This is a genomic window from Pseudoalteromonas sp. DSM 26666 (genome assembly GCF_900116475.1).
Lineage (GTDB): Bacteria > Pseudomonadota > Gammaproteobacteria > Enterobacterales > Alteromonadaceae > Pseudoalteromonas > Pseudoalteromonas tetraodonis.
Genome location: NZ_FPAR01000007.1, coordinates 36,762 through 52,846, shown reverse-complemented (window position 1 = coordinate 52,846; position 16,085 = coordinate 36,762). Strand labels below are relative to the sequence as shown.

The 16,085-nt window shown below is 42.1% G+C and carries 17 protein-coding genes and 1 riboswitch; of the genes, 12 read left to right on the top strand and 5 right to left on the bottom strand.

Annotated features, from left to right (window positions below; genetic code table 11):
- Window positions 1-47: 47 nt before the first annotated feature.
- Window positions 48-338, bottom strand: a complete 291-nt coding sequence (locus BM380_RS13660; RefSeq protein WP_010390514.1) for a hypothetical protein — start codon at window positions 336-338, stop codon at window positions 48-50.
- A gap of 116 nt (window positions 339-454) precedes the next feature.
- Between BM380_RS13660 and BM380_RS13655 the strand changes: the two genes are divergently transcribed.
- Window positions 455-664 (top strand): hypothetical protein, encoded by a 210-nt coding sequence (locus tag BM380_RS13655; protein WP_024601670.1) that lies wholly within the window; start codon window positions 455-457, stop codon window positions 662-664.
- Here the strand turns inward: BM380_RS13655 and epmB are convergent.
- A complete protein-coding gene (epmB, locus tag BM380_RS13650) occupies window positions 661-1,674 on the bottom strand; it encodes an EF-P beta-lysylation protein EpmB (RefSeq protein WP_076922713.1) in 1,014 nt (337 codons plus the stop codon). The two genes, BM380_RS13655 and epmB, sit on opposite strands and share 4 nt — an antisense overlap.
- Before the next feature lie 40 nt (window positions 1,675-1,714).
- On the opposite strand from epmB, the gene efp reads away from it, so the two are divergent.
- On the top strand, window positions 1,715-2,281 hold the full coding sequence (efp, locus tag BM380_RS13645) for an elongation factor P (protein WP_010390517.1): 567 nt from the start codon (window positions 1,715-1,717) through the stop codon (window positions 2,279-2,281).
- 60 nt (window positions 2,282-2,341) lie between these two features.
- Window positions 2,342-3,316, top strand: coding sequence for an elongation factor P--(R)-beta-lysine ligase (gene epmA, locus BM380_RS13640; protein WP_090494827.1), 975 nt, complete (start codon window positions 2,342-2,344; stop codon window positions 3,314-3,316).
- Window positions 3,317-3,417: 101 nt separating this feature from the next.
- On the opposite strand, the gene BM380_RS13635 is transcribed toward epmA, so the two are convergent.
- Complete coding sequence (locus BM380_RS13635) at window positions 3,418-5,517, bottom strand: TonB-dependent receptor (RefSeq protein ID WP_090494897.1); 2,100 nt, start codon at window positions 5,515-5,517, stop codon at window positions 3,418-3,420.
- Window positions 5,518-5,619: 102 nt separating this feature from the next.
- Between BM380_RS13635 and BM380_RS13630 the strand changes: the two genes are divergently transcribed.
- From BM380_RS13630 to BM380_RS13595, 8 genes are all read left to right on the top strand, one after another.
- On the top strand, window positions 5,620-6,018 hold the full coding sequence (locus BM380_RS13630; RefSeq protein ID WP_008465083.1) for an acyl-CoA thioesterase: 399 nt from the start codon (window positions 5,620-5,622) through the stop codon (window positions 6,016-6,018).
- A gap of 126 nt (window positions 6,019-6,144) precedes the next feature.
- Window positions 6,145-6,543, top strand: coding sequence for an META domain-containing protein (locus BM380_RS13625; RefSeq protein ID WP_013463956.1), 399 nt, complete (start codon window positions 6,145-6,147; stop codon window positions 6,541-6,543).
- Window positions 6,544-6,643: 100 nt separating this feature from the next.
- A riboswitch (TPP riboswitch) is annotated at window positions 6,644-6,750 on the top strand.
- A gap of 142 nt (window positions 6,751-6,892) precedes the next feature.
- Window positions 6,893-8,845, top strand: coding sequence for a phosphomethylpyrimidine synthase ThiC (gene thiC, locus BM380_RS13620; RefSeq protein ID WP_090494825.1), 1,953 nt, complete (start codon window positions 6,893-6,895; stop codon window positions 8,843-8,845).
- Window positions 8,846-8,941: 96 nt separating this feature from the next.
- Window positions 8,942-9,943 (top strand): FAD-dependent oxidoreductase, encoded by a 1,002-nt coding sequence (locus tag BM380_RS13615; RefSeq protein WP_090494824.1) that lies wholly within the window; start codon window positions 8,942-8,944, stop codon window positions 9,941-9,943.
- 7 nt (window positions 9,944-9,950) lie between these two features.
- A complete protein-coding gene (gene thiS, locus BM380_RS13610) occupies window positions 9,951-10,145 on the top strand; it encodes a sulfur carrier protein ThiS (RefSeq protein ID WP_013463959.1) in 195 nt (64 codons plus the stop codon).
- A 4-nt stretch (window positions 10,146-10,149) separates the two neighbouring features.
- The gene (locus BM380_RS13605) at window positions 10,150-10,941 is read left to right on the top strand and encodes a thiazole synthase (RefSeq protein ID WP_013463960.1); all 792 of its coding nucleotides are present in this window, start codon (window positions 10,150-10,152) and stop codon (window positions 10,939-10,941) included.
- Window positions 10,942-10,953: 12 nt separating this feature from the next.
- The gene (gene thiE, locus BM380_RS13600) at window positions 10,954-12,480 is read left to right on the top strand and encodes a thiamine phosphate synthase (RefSeq protein WP_090494823.1); all 1,527 of its coding nucleotides are present in this window, start codon (window positions 10,954-10,956) and stop codon (window positions 12,478-12,480) included.
- A 4-nt stretch (window positions 12,481-12,484) separates the two neighbouring features.
- Window positions 12,485-13,240, top strand: a complete 756-nt coding sequence (locus tag BM380_RS13595) for a HesA/MoeB/ThiF family protein (protein ID WP_175527468.1) — start codon at window positions 12,485-12,487, stop codon at window positions 13,238-13,240.
- 108 nt (window positions 13,241-13,348) lie between these two features.
- Here BM380_RS13595 and asd read toward each other — a convergent pair whose 3' ends face one another.
- Both asd and rsgA read right to left on the bottom strand, forming a co-directional pair.
- Complete coding sequence (gene asd, locus BM380_RS13590; RefSeq protein ID WP_016900290.1) at window positions 13,349-14,215, bottom strand: archaetidylserine decarboxylase; 867 nt, start codon at window positions 14,213-14,215, stop codon at window positions 13,349-13,351.
- A gap of 14 nt (window positions 14,216-14,229) precedes the next feature.
- Window positions 14,230-15,288 (bottom strand): small ribosomal subunit biogenesis GTPase RsgA, encoded by a 1,059-nt coding sequence (gene rsgA / locus BM380_RS13585; protein WP_013463964.1) that lies wholly within the window; start codon window positions 15,286-15,288, stop codon window positions 14,230-14,232.
- Window positions 15,289-15,410: 122 nt separating this feature from the next.
- Between rsgA and orn the strand changes: the two genes are divergently transcribed.
- Window positions 15,411-15,956 (top strand): oligoribonuclease, encoded by a 546-nt coding sequence (gene orn / locus BM380_RS13580; RefSeq protein ID WP_028834530.1) that lies wholly within the window; start codon window positions 15,411-15,413, stop codon window positions 15,954-15,956.
- Window positions 15,957-16,085 lie beyond the last annotated feature (129 nt).

Sequence of the window (16,085 nt, the reverse complement as noted above, 5' to 3'; positions counted from 1 at the left end):
GCAAAGCATCTACTTTGGTAGATGCTTTGCAAGTAAGTCGCTAATTTTTATTTAAAGGTCGCTAACAGCGTTAGTAAATTTTGTAGTTTAATAACCGCTTGTTTTAGTTTTTCTTCATCCAAACCGTCGCTCGATAAGCTTTCTACATCAGCGGCAACGTCTAACACATAAGGCTTAAAACGTTTAGCTTCGAAACTAAATCCAGCGTCCTCGGCAAATAAGGCTTTAAATTTTCCGTGACCTTGCTGTTGTAACTCATCGAGTTTTTTGTCAGCGTCAAGTGCCTGACGGTAAACAATTTTTAAGTTGGCGTTGAGTTGTTCAATTATAGAATCCATGGTTTTCCTAAAGCTTAGTGCAATGTTGCCGATAAATACTTAAGTGGGTTGGTAAAGTAATTTACCAATTCAGCGACTATAATACGTGTATTACAGTTAAAAGTCAGGTGTGAGTTATGAATATATCAGGTGGAAATCTACCTACAATGCCTGGTGCAGGCCAAGGCGCAGAAGTATTAACTGCTGCTTTATCTAAAAAGCAACAGCAAGCTGATGGTGCCGCTGCACTGGCACTTATTGAAGGTGCTACACAATCTTCAAGTGCGCAAACACCGGCTAAGTCGGTCACTGCAACACTTGGGAATAATGTAAACGTTTATGTTTAAACTAATTTGAGGTCGATAGGGGTTTTACTTTTTTGACCTCCTATTTCCCGAACTAGTTTAGGCACCAAAAATCCAGGCAGGGCTTTTAGTAGCTCGGCCTGAATTTTTATTGCTTGTTGTTCGTCAATATCAAAATGACTTGCGCCTTCTACCTTATCCAGTAAGTGTAAATAATAAGGCAGTACGTCCGCATCAAATAGTGCTTCACTTAAGTTTATTTGCGCATCAACTGTATCGTTCACATCTTTTAAAATAACCGCCTGGTTTAACAGTAGCACATCTGCTTTTTTGAGCATGTTCATGGCATTTTTAAAGTCATTATCTATTTCGTTTGCATGGTTAATATGATTAACGAATATAATTTTTAATGGTGACTTTGCTAATCTTTCACATAATTGTTCAGTAATACGTGCAGGAATAACCACGGGCAAGCGGCTGTGTATGCGCATGCGTTTAATTTGTGGTATTTGCTCAAGCTCATCTAAAAACCAGCTAATAGCATCGTCTTTGGCCATTAGTGGATCGCCACCACTTAAAATCACTTCGTTAATATTTTTATCCGATTTTATATAGCTCAATGCATCAATAAGACTACGTTTATTCAGTTGGTTTTCTTGATAAGGAAAATGGCGTCTAAAGCAGTAGCGGCAATTTACAGCACAACCGGTTTTAAACATGACTAAAACACGCGATTTATATTTATGTAACAGACCCGGTTGATTGTTATCTTGCTCAAGTAACGGGTCTTTATTAAACCCCGATTTAGTTAAAAACTCTTGATGGCGGGGCATAACTTGCAGCAATAAAGGGTCATTTGCATCGCCGTGACGAATTTTTTTTATAAAAGGCAATGGCACACGAACAGGGAACAAGCTACGAGCTTTTATGTCGTTTTCATGGACTTGGCTCGATAAACCAACCATTTCTAGCAACACTTTTGGGCAGGTAACTACATTTGCTAATTCTTTTTGCCAGTTTTTATGCAAATTTGCTTCATTTCTTTGTATCATTGGCACGTAGATTACTCGAAAAATATAAATAGAGGAAACGATGGCGAATTATAGCACCAACGAGTTCAAGGGCGGCCTAAAAATTATGATGGACGGCGAGCCTTGCAGTATCTTAGAAAATGAAATGGTAAAACCGGGTAAAGGCCAAGCGTTTAACCGTGTTCGTATCCGTAAGCTTATCTCTGGCAAGGTACTTGAAAAAACCTTTAAATCGGGTGAATCGGTTGAAGGTGCTGATGTAATGGATACCGATTTAGCGTATCTATACACAGACGGTGAATTTTGGCATTTCATGAACAACGAAACATTTGAACAAATCGCTGCTGATGAAAAAGCACTGGGCGATGCTGGCAAATGGTTAGTTGAAAACGATGTATGTACTATTACATTATGGAACGGCAGCCCAATTGCTGTAACTCCACCAAACTTTGTTGAGCTTGAGATCACTGAAACCGACCCTGGCCTTAAAGGTGATACAGCAGGCACGGGTGGTAAACCAGCAACGCTTAGCACAGGTGCTGTAGTACGTGTTCCATTATTCGTACAAATTGGCGAAGTAATTAAAGTAGACACTCGCAATGGTGAATACGTAAGTCGTGTTAAGTAAGCTGTAACACGCCTTATTAATTAAATCCCGGCTTAAGCTGGGATTTTTTTTGGAGAAAATATGTCAGCAGATCTTTGGGCGCCGAGTGCCAGCATAGATACACTCAAGCAACGAGCAGCGATTATGCGCAGCATTCGTGAATTCTTTTATGCTCGTAATGTAATGGAAGTCGAAACACCAAGTTTAAGTGCTGCCAGTGTAACCGATGTGCATTTAGCCAGCTTTGATACTACATTTGTCGGCCCAGGTCATGCTGGTGGGCTTCCCCTGTTTTTGCAAACATCTCCAGAGTTTGCGATGAAACGCTTGTTAGCGGCCGGCTCAGGCGCTATTTTCCAGCTTTGTAAGGCATTTAGAAATGAAGAAGCGGGCAGTCATCACAACCCTGAATTTACAATGCTCGAATGGTATCGTCCTGGGTTTGACGAATTTGCTTTAATGGATGAAATAGATGAGTTGATGCAGCTTATTCTTGAGGTTGCGCCTGCAGAGCGGATTACCTACCAACACGCATTTGAACGCACGCTAGGGGTCGATCCATTAACTGCCTCTATCACGCAGTTACAACAACTCGCATGCGAACATGGCTTTGCTGATATTGCTAAAAACGAGACTCATAAAGATACCTTACTGCAATTATTATTTTGTATGAAAGTAGAGCCGACTATTGGTCAAGACATCCCCTGTTTTGTGTATCACTTTCCCGCATCGCAAGCGGCGCTTGCACAAATCTGTGGGCACGATCAGCGAGTTGCAGGGCGCTTTGAGCTTTATTATAAAAATATGGAGTTAGCCAACGGCTTTAATGAACTCACCAATGCCAAAGAGCAAGCAAAAAGGTTTAACCAAGATAACGCCTACCGCGCTGCTAGTGGCTTAAAACAAGTACCTATGGATACGCGTTTAATTGCCGCATTAGAGCATGGTTTAGAGCAATGTGCGGGGGTTGCATTGGGAATTGATAGATTAGTGATGCTAGCAACCAATAAGCAAAAAATAAAAGAGGTGATTGCGTTTGATGTGGCAAGAGCTTAAAGCAGCTAATAGCTTAAAGCGGTCAGCTATCAGATAAAAAACACCGCGTTTGCATTAAACGCGGTGTTTTTTTATTCTCGAACTGACAACTGGTCGCAGTATTACAAATTAAGCGTAAACGTAACACCGGCTACGCGAGGCTCGCCTAATTGTGTGTAAGTTTGGGTTGCGTAACCATCTAACGGGTTGTTGCCAAATTCAAAACCGCGAGTTGGAACGGTTTCATCAAACACATTACGTGCCCATGCGCGTACAGCCCACATATCGGCTTCGTAACCAAGGCTTACATTCACTAAGTTTGTGTTTGGAGCTTGTGCATTATGGCTATCGGAGAAGTAATAATCATCTTTACCTTCAACACCTAACATAGCATATAACTCATCAGTAACATTGTAGCGTGCACTAAATGCATATTGATATTTAGGCGCTTGTGCTTGCTCACGACCGTCTTGATTTAAACCAGATTTAGTAACAAAGTCATTAATTTTAGTGTCTAAGTATCCGGCACTTCCGGTAATAAATAAGTTTGGTGTTAGTTGATAGCTGCCTTCAATTTCAAGGCCATAGTTACTGCCAGAGCTGGCATTGGCGACATAACCGGTAAATTGTTGGTCTGATACTTGCCACGACTTTAATTGAATATTGTCACGGTGCATATAAAATGCAGCTAAACGCAGGGTAAACTTATCATCCAATGAGCTGCCTTTAACACCAAACTCACCACTCCATAAGTACTCTGGATCAAAGCTAGTATGCTGTTTGAAAAAATCAGCATCTAAACTTAACCCTTCATCTTTTGCTTTTGCTAGCGCTTCTGAATTAATCCCACCGGCTTTGTAACCGCGCGTGATACTGGTATAAATCATGGTGCGGTCAATAACTTGGTATTCAAGTGCAACCTTGCCACCGAGCATAATATCGTCAGTTTCTTCAATAAAACCGTTACTATCTGTGTAATCACCTTGATATTGCTCAACACGTAAACCGGTAATAAGCGTAGTTTTTGGGCCTATTGCTGTGGCTAATTGGCCATAAGCTGCCATGTTATTGGTTTCATAGGTTGAGGCAAATGGATTGGCTAACCATGTATATTGACGCTCAAGGTCAACATCGCGGTTTTGATAGTAAATACCCGCCACCCAATTACCTGTTTTGCCATTAAACTGCAGATCGAGCGCTTGATCATCACGATCGCGGCTATAAATATCTGTTGAGCTATAACCATCTGGGTGCAGACCGGCAGCACATAATTGCGGCTTACTTGTATCGTTACATACCCAGTCTTCATCAAAACTATAAAAAAGCTCAGTATCAATGGCTGAAAGGTTTAAGCTCATATCAAAGGCGTCAAAACCGGTGTAAGTATTATTAAGGCCAACAGCATAGCTTTGTTGGTTATCTTCGCCCGGTTGATCAGCAAGACTGTTGCGAGAATTATCAAGGGTAAATGCATCGTAACCGTTATTGACATCGATATAGTGCAGGTTTAGCTCTGAATTTAAATGAGCTGTGAGTTGGCTATTTAATTTAAAGCGGGCAACTTGTTCATCTTGATTTTGTGTTTCATCATTTAAATAGAGGTTGTTTACGTAACCGTCAGATTTTCTGCGAAAGTAGCTAACGCGTGTACTGGTATCATCGGTTAAACCTGTGCTAGCAGCAACGCCTGCTTCATGGCTGTTATAAGTGCCAGCACCTAAATGTAATTTTAAACTAGGATCGTTGGTAGCATTAGCTGATTGCATTTGAATCATACCCGCCATGCCATCGGCGCCAAAACGTGTACCTTGTGGACCACGGTAAATTTCTACTTGGTCAATATCAAATAATAATGAGCTGCCACCAAGGCCAGAATAATTTATACCGTCAATCACTAAACCGACAGATGGGTTAATTGGGTCGACGAATTGTGAACGAAGTCCCACCCCTCTAATTTGAATATAACGTCCGCGCGAGGCGCCTGAAGCAAAATTCACATTTGCAGCGCTTGCTAGCATTTCATCTAAATAAGTAGCCCCTCTGAGATTTACTTCATCTTCAGAAAATAAACTTGCGCTGGCACTTAACGTTTGAATGCTTTCTTTTTGAAAGTCACCAGTAACAATGATTTTCTCTAGGTCGGTGTCATCTGCATTGGCGTAGATTGGGGCACCGAATAGTGGTAATAACGTGGCTGTAATTAAAGACAAACGTAAATTCATTAGGTTACTTAACTCCATTTTAGGGACTTGTATGGTAGCAATTATTTCAACACTTGTGCTATAAACGCGGCAATTATACGTTAAATAATTTGGATTACTAATATGACCTTTAAAGTAGACTTTAAAGTGCGTGACTACGAGTGTGACCTACAAGGTATTGTAAATAATAGTGTTTATTTTAATTATCTGGAGCACGCTCGTCATGAGTTTTTATACGCACAGGGTGTTGATTTTGCACAACTTGCCAAAGATAAAATTAACTTAGTGGTACTTCGCAGTGAAATGGATTACAAGCAGTCTTTAAAGCCAGCGGATGAATTTTATGTAGCAGTAGAGCCTGTACGCATTAGTCGCCTTAAATTTGCGTTTAAACAAACGGTAGTTCGCAAATTAGACGAAAAAGTGATGCTCAATGCCTTAGTAATAGGTACGTCGGTTAACGAGAAAGGTCGTCCATTTTTACCACCACAGATAGATAACTTATTCCAAGCAATTGCATAATTCCAAATAGCACTGCTTTTAAACTAGCTTAGAACAAAAATTTACATTTAAAACATGCATTTTTAACGGATAAACCTGACAAATATTGATACTATTACACTAATTAGACAATAAGTTAGTAGTAACATGAAATTAGCAGCAATACCGATGCTTGTAATCGGTTTATGTGTTGGTTGCGCATCAACAGGGACAGTTACCACTGAGCAGCTAAAATATACACAATGGCAATTATCAAAGGTTGATGGTTTGGCCATTCCCGCATCTTTTAAAGCATCAATGAGCTTTATAGAAGCGCTACAAATAAATGGCTTTGCCGGATGCAATAAGTTTTTTGGTGAAGGTTCGCTTGAAGATAGCAGCTTGAGCGTAAGTAAATTAGGTATGACACGCAAATCATGCGGCCCTGAACTGGATGAGTTTGAACAGCAGTTTTTACAAGCGCTTAAGCAAGGTGCCGAGCTTAACCTGCAAGACCAAAAATTGGTGATGCAAGGCGAGCAAAAATTTGTGTTTATCCCTAAGTAAATTTTACACATTTTGAAAAACAGCCCCTTGCGGGGAATTTTCAACTGGCGTACACTCATAGCAGATTTGATTAAAACATTATCAAATCAACGAACAATTTAACTACTTGTCGGAGTGCCTAAGTTTTATTTAGGCTGAGATCGCGAAAGCGGGATCCGTGAACCTGATCAGGTTAATACCTGCGTAGGGAACAAGCTGCCTAAACGGGACGCTTGTGCGTCTTTTTTTATGCGTACAACAACATCAAACCCGTCAATTTAGGCTGCAAAGTGGCATAAAGCTACTTTACGATCTTTCTCTATTCCATCGGAATATCTGGCAAGACAACCCTTAAGCAATGAGGTAAGTCATGTCAAACACTACAAAAAAATCGTCGCGCCGAGAAACTCGTGCTGCTGCATCTGACTATATTTATAACCTAACGGGTCAACCATTTCCAAGCTCTCATAAAGTGTATGTTGAAGGAAGCCTGCAAGGCGTGCGTGTGGGTATGCGCGAAATAACATTAAGCGATACATTCATAGGTGGCACAGATGAAAACCCCGTGTATGAGTCAAATGAGCCGCTGCGTGTTTACGATACATCTGGCCCGTATACCGATCCTAATTTTGAATTAGATGTACGTAAAGGGCTTGATAAATACCGTGAGCAGTGGATTGAAAGCCGTGGTGATACTGAAGTACTTGAGTCAGTTACCTCACAGTTTGCGCAGCAGCGTATGGCTGACGATGGGCTTGATCATATTCGCTTTGAGCATTTACCAAAAATTCGCCGTGCAAAAGCGGGTAAAAACGTAACGCAAATGCACTATGCCCGCCAAGGGATAGTTACCCCAGAAATGGAATATGTAGCGATACGTGAAAACATGGGGCGTGCGCAAATACGTGAAGAGCTTCTCGCGGCACAACATAAAGGGGAATCGTTTGGCGCGAGTATTCCTGAGTTTATTACTCCTGAATTTGTGCGTGCTGAAATAGCGCGTGGTCGCGCTATTTTACCTAACAATATTAATCACCCAGAAACCGAACCTATGATTGTTGGTCGCAACTTTTTAGTTAAAGTAAATGCCAATATTGGTAATTCATCAGTTGGTTCATCCATTGAGGAAGAAGTTGAAAAAATGGTGTGGTCAACCCGTTGGGGTGCCGACACCGTAATGGATTTATCAACTGGGCGCTACATTCACGAAACCCGCGAATGGCTAGTGCGTAATTCGCCAGTCCCTATTGGTACTGTACCCATTTATCAGGCCCTTGAAAAAGTAAATGGCGTAGCAGAAGACCTCACCTGGGAAATATTTCGCGATACCCTGATTGAGCAAGCCGAGCAAGGTGTTGATTACTTTACTATTCATGCTGGTGTACTGCTGCGCTATGTGCCTATGACAGCAAAACGCGTAACAGGCATTGTATCGCGCGGTGGCTCTATTATGGCTAAATGGTGCCTAGCGCATCACAAAGAAAACTTTTTATACACGCATTTTGAAGATATTTGTGAAATTTTAAAACAATACGATGTGTGTTTTTCATTAGGCGATGGCCTTCGCCCAGGCTCTATTGCTGATGCTAACGATGAAGCGCAATTTAGTGAGCTTCGTACCTTAGGCGAACTGACTAAAATAGCTTGGAAGCATGATGTACAAGTGTTCATAGAAGGCCCAGGGCATGTGCCTATGCATATGATCAAAGCCAATATGGAAGAGCAACTTAAACATTGTGATGAAGCGCCCTTTTATACCTTAGGCCCACTCACCACTGATATTGCACCGGGGTACGACCATATAACCTCAGGGATTGGGGCTGCGCAAATAGCTTGGTATGGCTGTGCCATGCTGTGTTATGTAACACCGAAAGAACATTTAGGTTTGCCAAATAAAGAAGACGTTAAAGAAGGCCTTATCACCTACAAAATTGCCGCTCATGCCGCCGATTTAGCCAAAGGTCACCCCGGTGCACAAGAGCGAGACAACGCCCTATCAAAAGCACGCTTTGAATTTAGATGGCACGACCAATTCAACATTGGTTTAGACCCTGTTCGCGCTCGTGAATACCATGATGAAACACTGCCACAAGAATCAGGTAAAGTAGCCCACTTTTGCTCCATGTGTGGCCCTAAATTTTGTTCGATGAAAATAACCCAAGAAGTACGTGACTACGCCAAAGATCTAGAAGCGCGCGGTATTGATCCTAATAACGTGGGTGATGCCATTGAAATCAAAATGGTTGATGTAGAGGCCGAGATGAAAGCTAAATCTGAAGAGTTTAAGCAAACAGGCTCAGAGATTTACCATAAAGCAATATAAAATAGGTTGCGAGTTGCGAGCATCGAGTAGCGAAATGTTTATCTTAACATCTTGTTGCTCGAAGCCAGAGACCCGCAGCTAAATGTAGGAGTGTTTATGTTTTATGACATTGCTGTGGTGGGATTTGGTTTAGCGGGGCGGTTGGCGGCGCTTGAGTTAAGTAAGCAGCACCGTATTACTGTATTTGAAGCTGATGATGAGCATACCCAAAATAGTGCGGGTAAAGTGGCGGCGGCTATGCTGGCACCGCTAGCTGAATCGGTTATGTGTGAACATGATTTAGCGCTATTGGGAGTAGATTCTATTGCTCGCTGGCCTGCTATTTTAGATGAGTTAAACAGTGAGGTGTTCTTTCAACAGCAGGGCACCTTAGTGGTTGCTCACCCGCAGGATAAAGGTGACTTACAAAGTTTTGCACAGCGAATAAAGCCGTTACTAAATTTTAGTGCCAAAGCGGTGAATACGCAGCAAATAGCGGATTTAGAACCTGAGCTTACAGGGCGTTTTAATCAAGGGCTATTTTTACCCGGTGAAGCGCAAATAGATAACCAAGCCTTTTATAAAGCCAGCTTTAGGTTGCTAAATAAGCGCAAAGTAAAGTTTGTGTTTAATCAACGCGTCAGTATTTTTGATGACAAAGTCAATAATCGAGAGTTTGATTACATTATTGATTGCAGAGGGCTTGGAGCCAAACAAGATCAGCCACTTCGAGGTGTGCGCGGGGAAGTGGCAAGGTTATACGCCCCTGAGGTTAACTTAACGCGGCCTGTGCGATTAATGCATCCGCGTTACCCTATTTATATTGCACCTAAACCTAATCATGAATATGTCATAGGGGCAACGGAGATCGAATCGCAAGATACAGGTCCTGCAACTGTGCGCTCAACCCTTGAACTATTATCGGCGGCCTACACTGTTCATAGTGGCTTTGCCGAAGCGCGATTATTAAATATTCAAACAGGCTTACGCCCAGCGTTTAGCGATAATCGCCCACAGGTAAAAAAAACGAGCAAGGTTATCAGTATCAATGGCTTGTATCGCCACGGCTATATGTTGGCACCCGCGCTTGTGGCACAAGCATTATCGCAAATAGAGTGAGTATTAAATGAACATTACAATTAATGGTGAGCCTTTAAATGTGACTAGCCATGCGCTGCTGGAAATAGTAAAAAACGTGGGTGCAATGGCGCCTTATGCCGTGGCTGTAAATGGAGAGTTTATTCCTCAGAGTCGCCATAGCCACGTTGTTATAAATGAAGGTGACAGTATTGAGTTATTGTCACCTATCCAAGGTGGATAGTGCTATGCAAAGCAAAGACTGTTTAACAATTTATGGTGAGCCAATCAATAGTCGCTTGTTAATTGGATCTGCGTTATATCCGTCACCAGATATAATGACGCAATCAATTAAAGCCTCAGGTGCTGAGATAGTCACCGTGTCACTTAGGCGACAACAAAACGCGGCGGCAGGGAATGATTTTTGGCAATTAATTAAAAACACCGGTTTAAAAATACTGCCTAATACTGCCGGATGCCACAGCGTCAAAGAGGCTATTAACCTAGCTAAAATGTGCCGAGAAGTATTTGCTACCGATTGGATAAAACTTGAATTAATAGGCGATGACTATAATTTACAGCCCGATCCCTTTGCATTACTTGAAGCCACAAAAATATTGATTGATGATGGGTTTAAAGTACTGCCTTATTGCACTGATGATTTAGTGCTGTGTCAGCGCTTGAATGGATTAGGCTGTGAGGTGCTAATGCCGTGGGGCGCGCCTATTGGCACCGGTAAAGGATTGTTAAATAGTTATAATTTAAAAACCATTAGAGAACGCCTGCCTAATACAACATTAATTGTTGATGCCGGGTTAGGTTTACCATCGCATGCCTGCCAAGCACTTGAATTAGGGTATGATGCGGTATTATTAAATTCAGCCATTGCAGGGGCGGGTTGCCCAGTGACTATGAGCCGTGCATTTAAAGCTGCGGTAGAGGCAGGGCGCTTTGCATACAATGCCAAAGCAATGCCCGAAAAAGACGTTGCAACCCCCTCAACCCCAACAATGGGTATGCCATTTTGGCATCAGCAGTAAGGAAATAAAAATATGATAAACGTAGTGTGGACAATTGCTGGCTCTGATTCTGGCGGCGGCGCGGGTATTCAAGCCGATATTAAGGCAATGCAAAGTTTTGGTGTGCATGGTTGTACAGCAATCACCGCGCTTACCGCTCAAAATAGCTTAGGTGTAGAGGCCATTAATGCAGTGTCTACCGATATTATTGAGTCCCAGTTGCTTGCACTTGAAAAAGACATGAAAGCCAAAGTGATAAAAATTGGCATGCTTGCCAATGTGCAGCAAATTCAGTTAATTAGTGAGCACATAAGCCATTACAAAGCCAAATGGCCAACCCCGCCGGTTATTGTGTATGACCCTGTGGCTATTGCCTCAAGCGGTGACTTACTAACAGAAGAAGACACCGTAAGCGCGATAAAAGAATGTTTATTACCGCTGGTGGATGTAATTACCCCAAATACCCACGAAACACAGTTATTAACGGGTGTGTATTTAATTGGCCCTGCAGCGATTAAAGAAGCGGCGAGTAAGCTGATGGCGTGGGGCGCAAAAGCGGTGGTGATTAAAGGCGGACATTGGGATTACCCAAGCGGGTATTGCATTGATTACTGCACACAAAACGGTGAAGACTATTGGCTAGGTAATGAAAAAATTCAAGTTCCTCATAGCCATGGTACAGGGTGCAGTATGGCGTCGGTAATTGCTGCGTGTCTTGCAAAAGACTACCCGTTAAAAGATGCGTTTATTTTAGCTAAAGCCTATATAAACCAAGGTTTAAAGCAATCAGTTCGCTATGGCGAGGGCATAGGGCCGGTCGCACAAACGCAGTTTCCTACCGATTTAGCGCATTACCCTCAGGTGATTGAACCGGGTAGCTGGTTAGGTGATGAGTTGGATTTTGATGTGCCGCTTGATTTTAATATGGCTGCTGATTTTGCAGCCTGTGAAAGTAAAAAGCTTGGCCTCTATGGTGTGGTTGATAGCATTGAATGGCTAGAAAAGTGCTTACAGCAAGGAATTAAAACAGCTCAGCTTCGTGTTAAAAATAAAACGCAGAATGAGCTAGATGAACTGATTGCCAAAGCGGTCACCTTGGGTGAGCAGTATAATGCGCAGGTATTTATAAATGATTACTGGCAACTTGCCATCAAACATGGCGCCTATGGGGTGCATTTAGGGCAAGAAGACTTAGAGAGTGCAAACTTAGTTGCTATAAAAGAAGCAGGCCTGCGACTTGGTCTCTCTACCCATGGGTTTTATGAAATGCTACGCGCGCATAATTATCGCCCAAGCTACATGGCGTTTGGTGCTATTTACCCAACGACGACCAAAGACATGACAGGGCAAATACAAGGGCTTGAAAAGCTCAATAAATTTGTACCGCTTATGCAGAGTTACCCTACAGTCGCTATTGGCGGTATTGATTTAAGCCGCGCAACTGAAGTAGCAAATACGGGGGTTGGTAGCGTAGCTGTGGTACGTGCCATTAGTGAAGCGCCTGATCATGTTTCAGCAATTAGATCACTGCAAACCGCGATTAATACGAAACATGACTGATACGTTGCAAACGTTAAATGACAAAGAAATCTTGCGTTATAGCCGCCACATATTACTTGATGAAGTGGGGCTTGACGGGCAGTTAATGCTGAAACGTTCAACGGTTGCCGTAGTTGGTGCAGGTGGCTTAGGTAGTCCTGCGCTGCTGTATTTAGCGGCAGCTGGCATTGGGTCGCTTATTTTAATTGATGACGATGTAGTTGAGCTGTCTAACTTGCAACGCCAAGTGCTCTATAAAGTAAATCATTTGGGGCAAAACAAAGTTCGCGCGGCTGGAAAGGTGCTTGCGAGCCTTAACAATCAAATAAATATAATAACCCACACTCAAAAGCTGGATGATACCAACAGTGCGTTGCTCTTAAAAAACGCCGACATAGTACTTGATTGCTCTGACAACTTTGCGACTCGATACACGGTAAATCGCTATTGCATTGCTAATAACACTCGCTTAATTACAGGGGCTGCGCTGGCAACTCAAGGGCAATTAATGGGGTTTGATTTTAGACAAAGTGACAGCCCATGTTACGGCTGTGTTTTCCCTCAAAGTAGCGATGCACCGGTTATAAATTGTAGTAATGCCGGGGTAATTAGCCCTTTACTTGGGATTGTTGGGTCAATGCAGGCACAATTAACCCTCAATATGTTGTTAGGTCATTTTAAAGGGAATGTGTTTATAACGTTTGACGCATTAAGCTTAAAGCAACAGCATTTTAAGATGACTAAGGATTTAGCGTGTAAAGAGTGTGGCGGGTATGAGTAATGAAAAGCTTGGCTTTTAACGTGAGTAAGCTCTCCGTCTACAAGAAAAGAACACCGCGGTTATTGAAAATAAACGCGGTGTTTTTTAAGCTCGAACTGACACTACCTATTAATCATCAATTTTTGCAAAGGCAGTGCCTAAACGAGTAACTACCTCTGGGAGTTGATCGTCTAATATTTCTGCTTTGTTCGCACCCCATGCAAGTACAACTGTTGAGCCTAATTTAAAGCGACCCATTTCTTCCCCTTTCTTAAGGGTGATCGCGTTTTCGCCTTTAGTTGGGTAGTTCCAGCTAAACACATCACTGCCAGCTGGTGGAGTCACTGTGCCAGCCCAAATAGTTTCTATGCTGGCAACAATGGTTGCGCCTACTAAAACCATAGCTAGCGGGCCAATTTCAGTTTCAAAAATAGCCACTACACGCTCGTTACGGGCAAATAAATTTGGTACGTTTTGAGCGGTAAGTGGGTTTACTGAAAATAAATCGCCCGGTACATAAATCATTTTGCTTAGCGTGCCATCAATTGGCATATGAATACGGTGGTAATCTTTTGGGGCTAAGTAAATAGTTGCAAATTTACCGCCTAAAAATGGGGTTGTGTCGTCTTGTGAGCCACCTAACAATGCTTGTAAGCTGTAATCGTGGCCTTTAGCTTGAATAAGTTGACCATCAACAATGTCGCCTAGTTGGCTAATTGCGCCGTCTACTGGGTGAATAATAATATCGTCATCTTCAACCATAGGACGCACACCGTCTTTCAATGGACGGGTAAAAAATTCATTAAAGCTTTTGTAATGAGCCGGATCTGAATATTTAGCTTCGCTCATATCTATTTTATATTGTTTAATAAATAATTTAATTAATGTGGTTGTTAACGCACCGGCTTTTGCTGCAGCAAGTTTACCTACCACACGAGAAATAAAGTGTTTTGGCATGGCATACTGCATGGCGATTTTAAATTTATCTAAACTCACAGGTTATTCCCTTATTATACGCGGGGCGCACGAGCGCCTGCACGGCCATCGGCCATGGTTTCTAAAATACGGTGGTAGCTTTCAAAGCGTAATTTTGAAATATCGCCATCGGCTACCGCTTGTTTAATTATACAGCCCGGATCGTTTAAATGTTTACAATCTCTAAACCGGCATCCGCCTATAAATTCTCTAAATTCTTTAAAGCACCAAGTGACGCGTTCAACATCTAAATGCCATAGGCCAAATTCACGAATTCCCGGTGAGTCAATTAAATTACCCCCACTCGGTAAATGATGAAGGCGCGATACCGTGGTGGTGTGCTGGCCAAGCCCGCTGTTTTCAGACACTTCTTTAGTCAAAATTTCAGCATCTGGCAGTACAGTGTTAACTAAGGTAGATTTACCCACGCCACTTTGACCAACAAAAATATTATTTTTGCCCGCAAGTACTTCTTTTAACTCATTAATGCCTTCGCCAGTTATATTACTAACTAGCAGCACCTGATAATTAAGCTTACGGTAAATGTCGAGGATTTGTTGTATTTCGTTTAAACCAGCTTCATCAATTAAATCAATTTTATTAAGTACTAAAATGGGTTCGATACCCATGTCTTCACAGGCAATTAAATAGCGGTCAATAATGCTCGGGGTAAACTCTGGCAGTACCGCTGAAACCATTAAAATTTGATCAATGTTAGCGGCAATCACTTTAACCCCATCATAAAAATCGGGGCGCGTGAGTTGTGAACGGCGCTCTTGAGTTGCTTCAATAACACCCGCTAAATCACCTTCACTTACTTTTGCACGGCGAAACAATACTTCATCGCCGCAAACCAAGTTCGATACGGTACGACGAATATTACAACGTAATACATCACCGTTTTGTGTTTCTACATCGGCATGTTGTCCAAAGCGGCTAATAACAATCGCATTTTCCACTTGACCTAAATTATCTGTTTGCCATTCTTGCGCGCCGACTTTTGCCGGTTTTGTATCGGCATTTGATAAGCGCTTTTGATGATTAGCCTTGATCCTACGGGATTGGCCTTTACTTAATTTTTTCTGTTTTGCCACTTGAGGCCTATAACCTGAGTTAAATGCCGAGTTTGCCAAAAAAAGCTTTAGCTCGACGGTTGATGCTAATATGATATATCGAAATGCGTTGGATCTAAAGAAAAGCACCGTTTAAGGTAATTATGACTATTAATAAATCAAATTTAATTTGGCTCGATCTGGAAATGACCGGACTTGAACCAGAGACTGACAAAATACTTGAAATTGCAACTGTTGTCACTGACGCTGATCTGAATATATTAGCCGAAGGCCCAACCATTGCCATTCATCAAAGTGATGAACTACTTGATGGTATGGATGAGTGGTGTACAACTCAGCATGGCAAATCAGGGCTTACAGCGCGTTGTAAGGCAAGTACTTTCGATGAAGCTTATGCCGTTGATCAAACCCTCGCGTTTTTAAAGCAATGGGTACCAGCGGGTGCTTCACCTATGTGTGGTAACTCGATTGGCCAAGACCGTCGTTTTATGAATAAGTATATGCGTGAGCTTGAAGACTTTTTTCATTACCGTAATTTAGATGTAAGTACCATTAAAGAACTTGCTCGTCGTTGGAAACCAGATGTATTGGCTCAAGTGAATAAAAAAGGGTCACATTTAGCGTTAGACGACATTAAAGATTCGATTATGGAATTAAAGGTTTACCGAGAAAAGTTTTTTAATTTATAAAAAATACTTGCAAAGCACCCTAATTATTGTAGAATCCTGCCCCGCTCAAGACGATAACCCCCGCGGGGTTAGTGTGTTTGAGCTTTGACTTTTGAATGCGGCACTAGCTCAGTTGCCAGAATGTTGAAC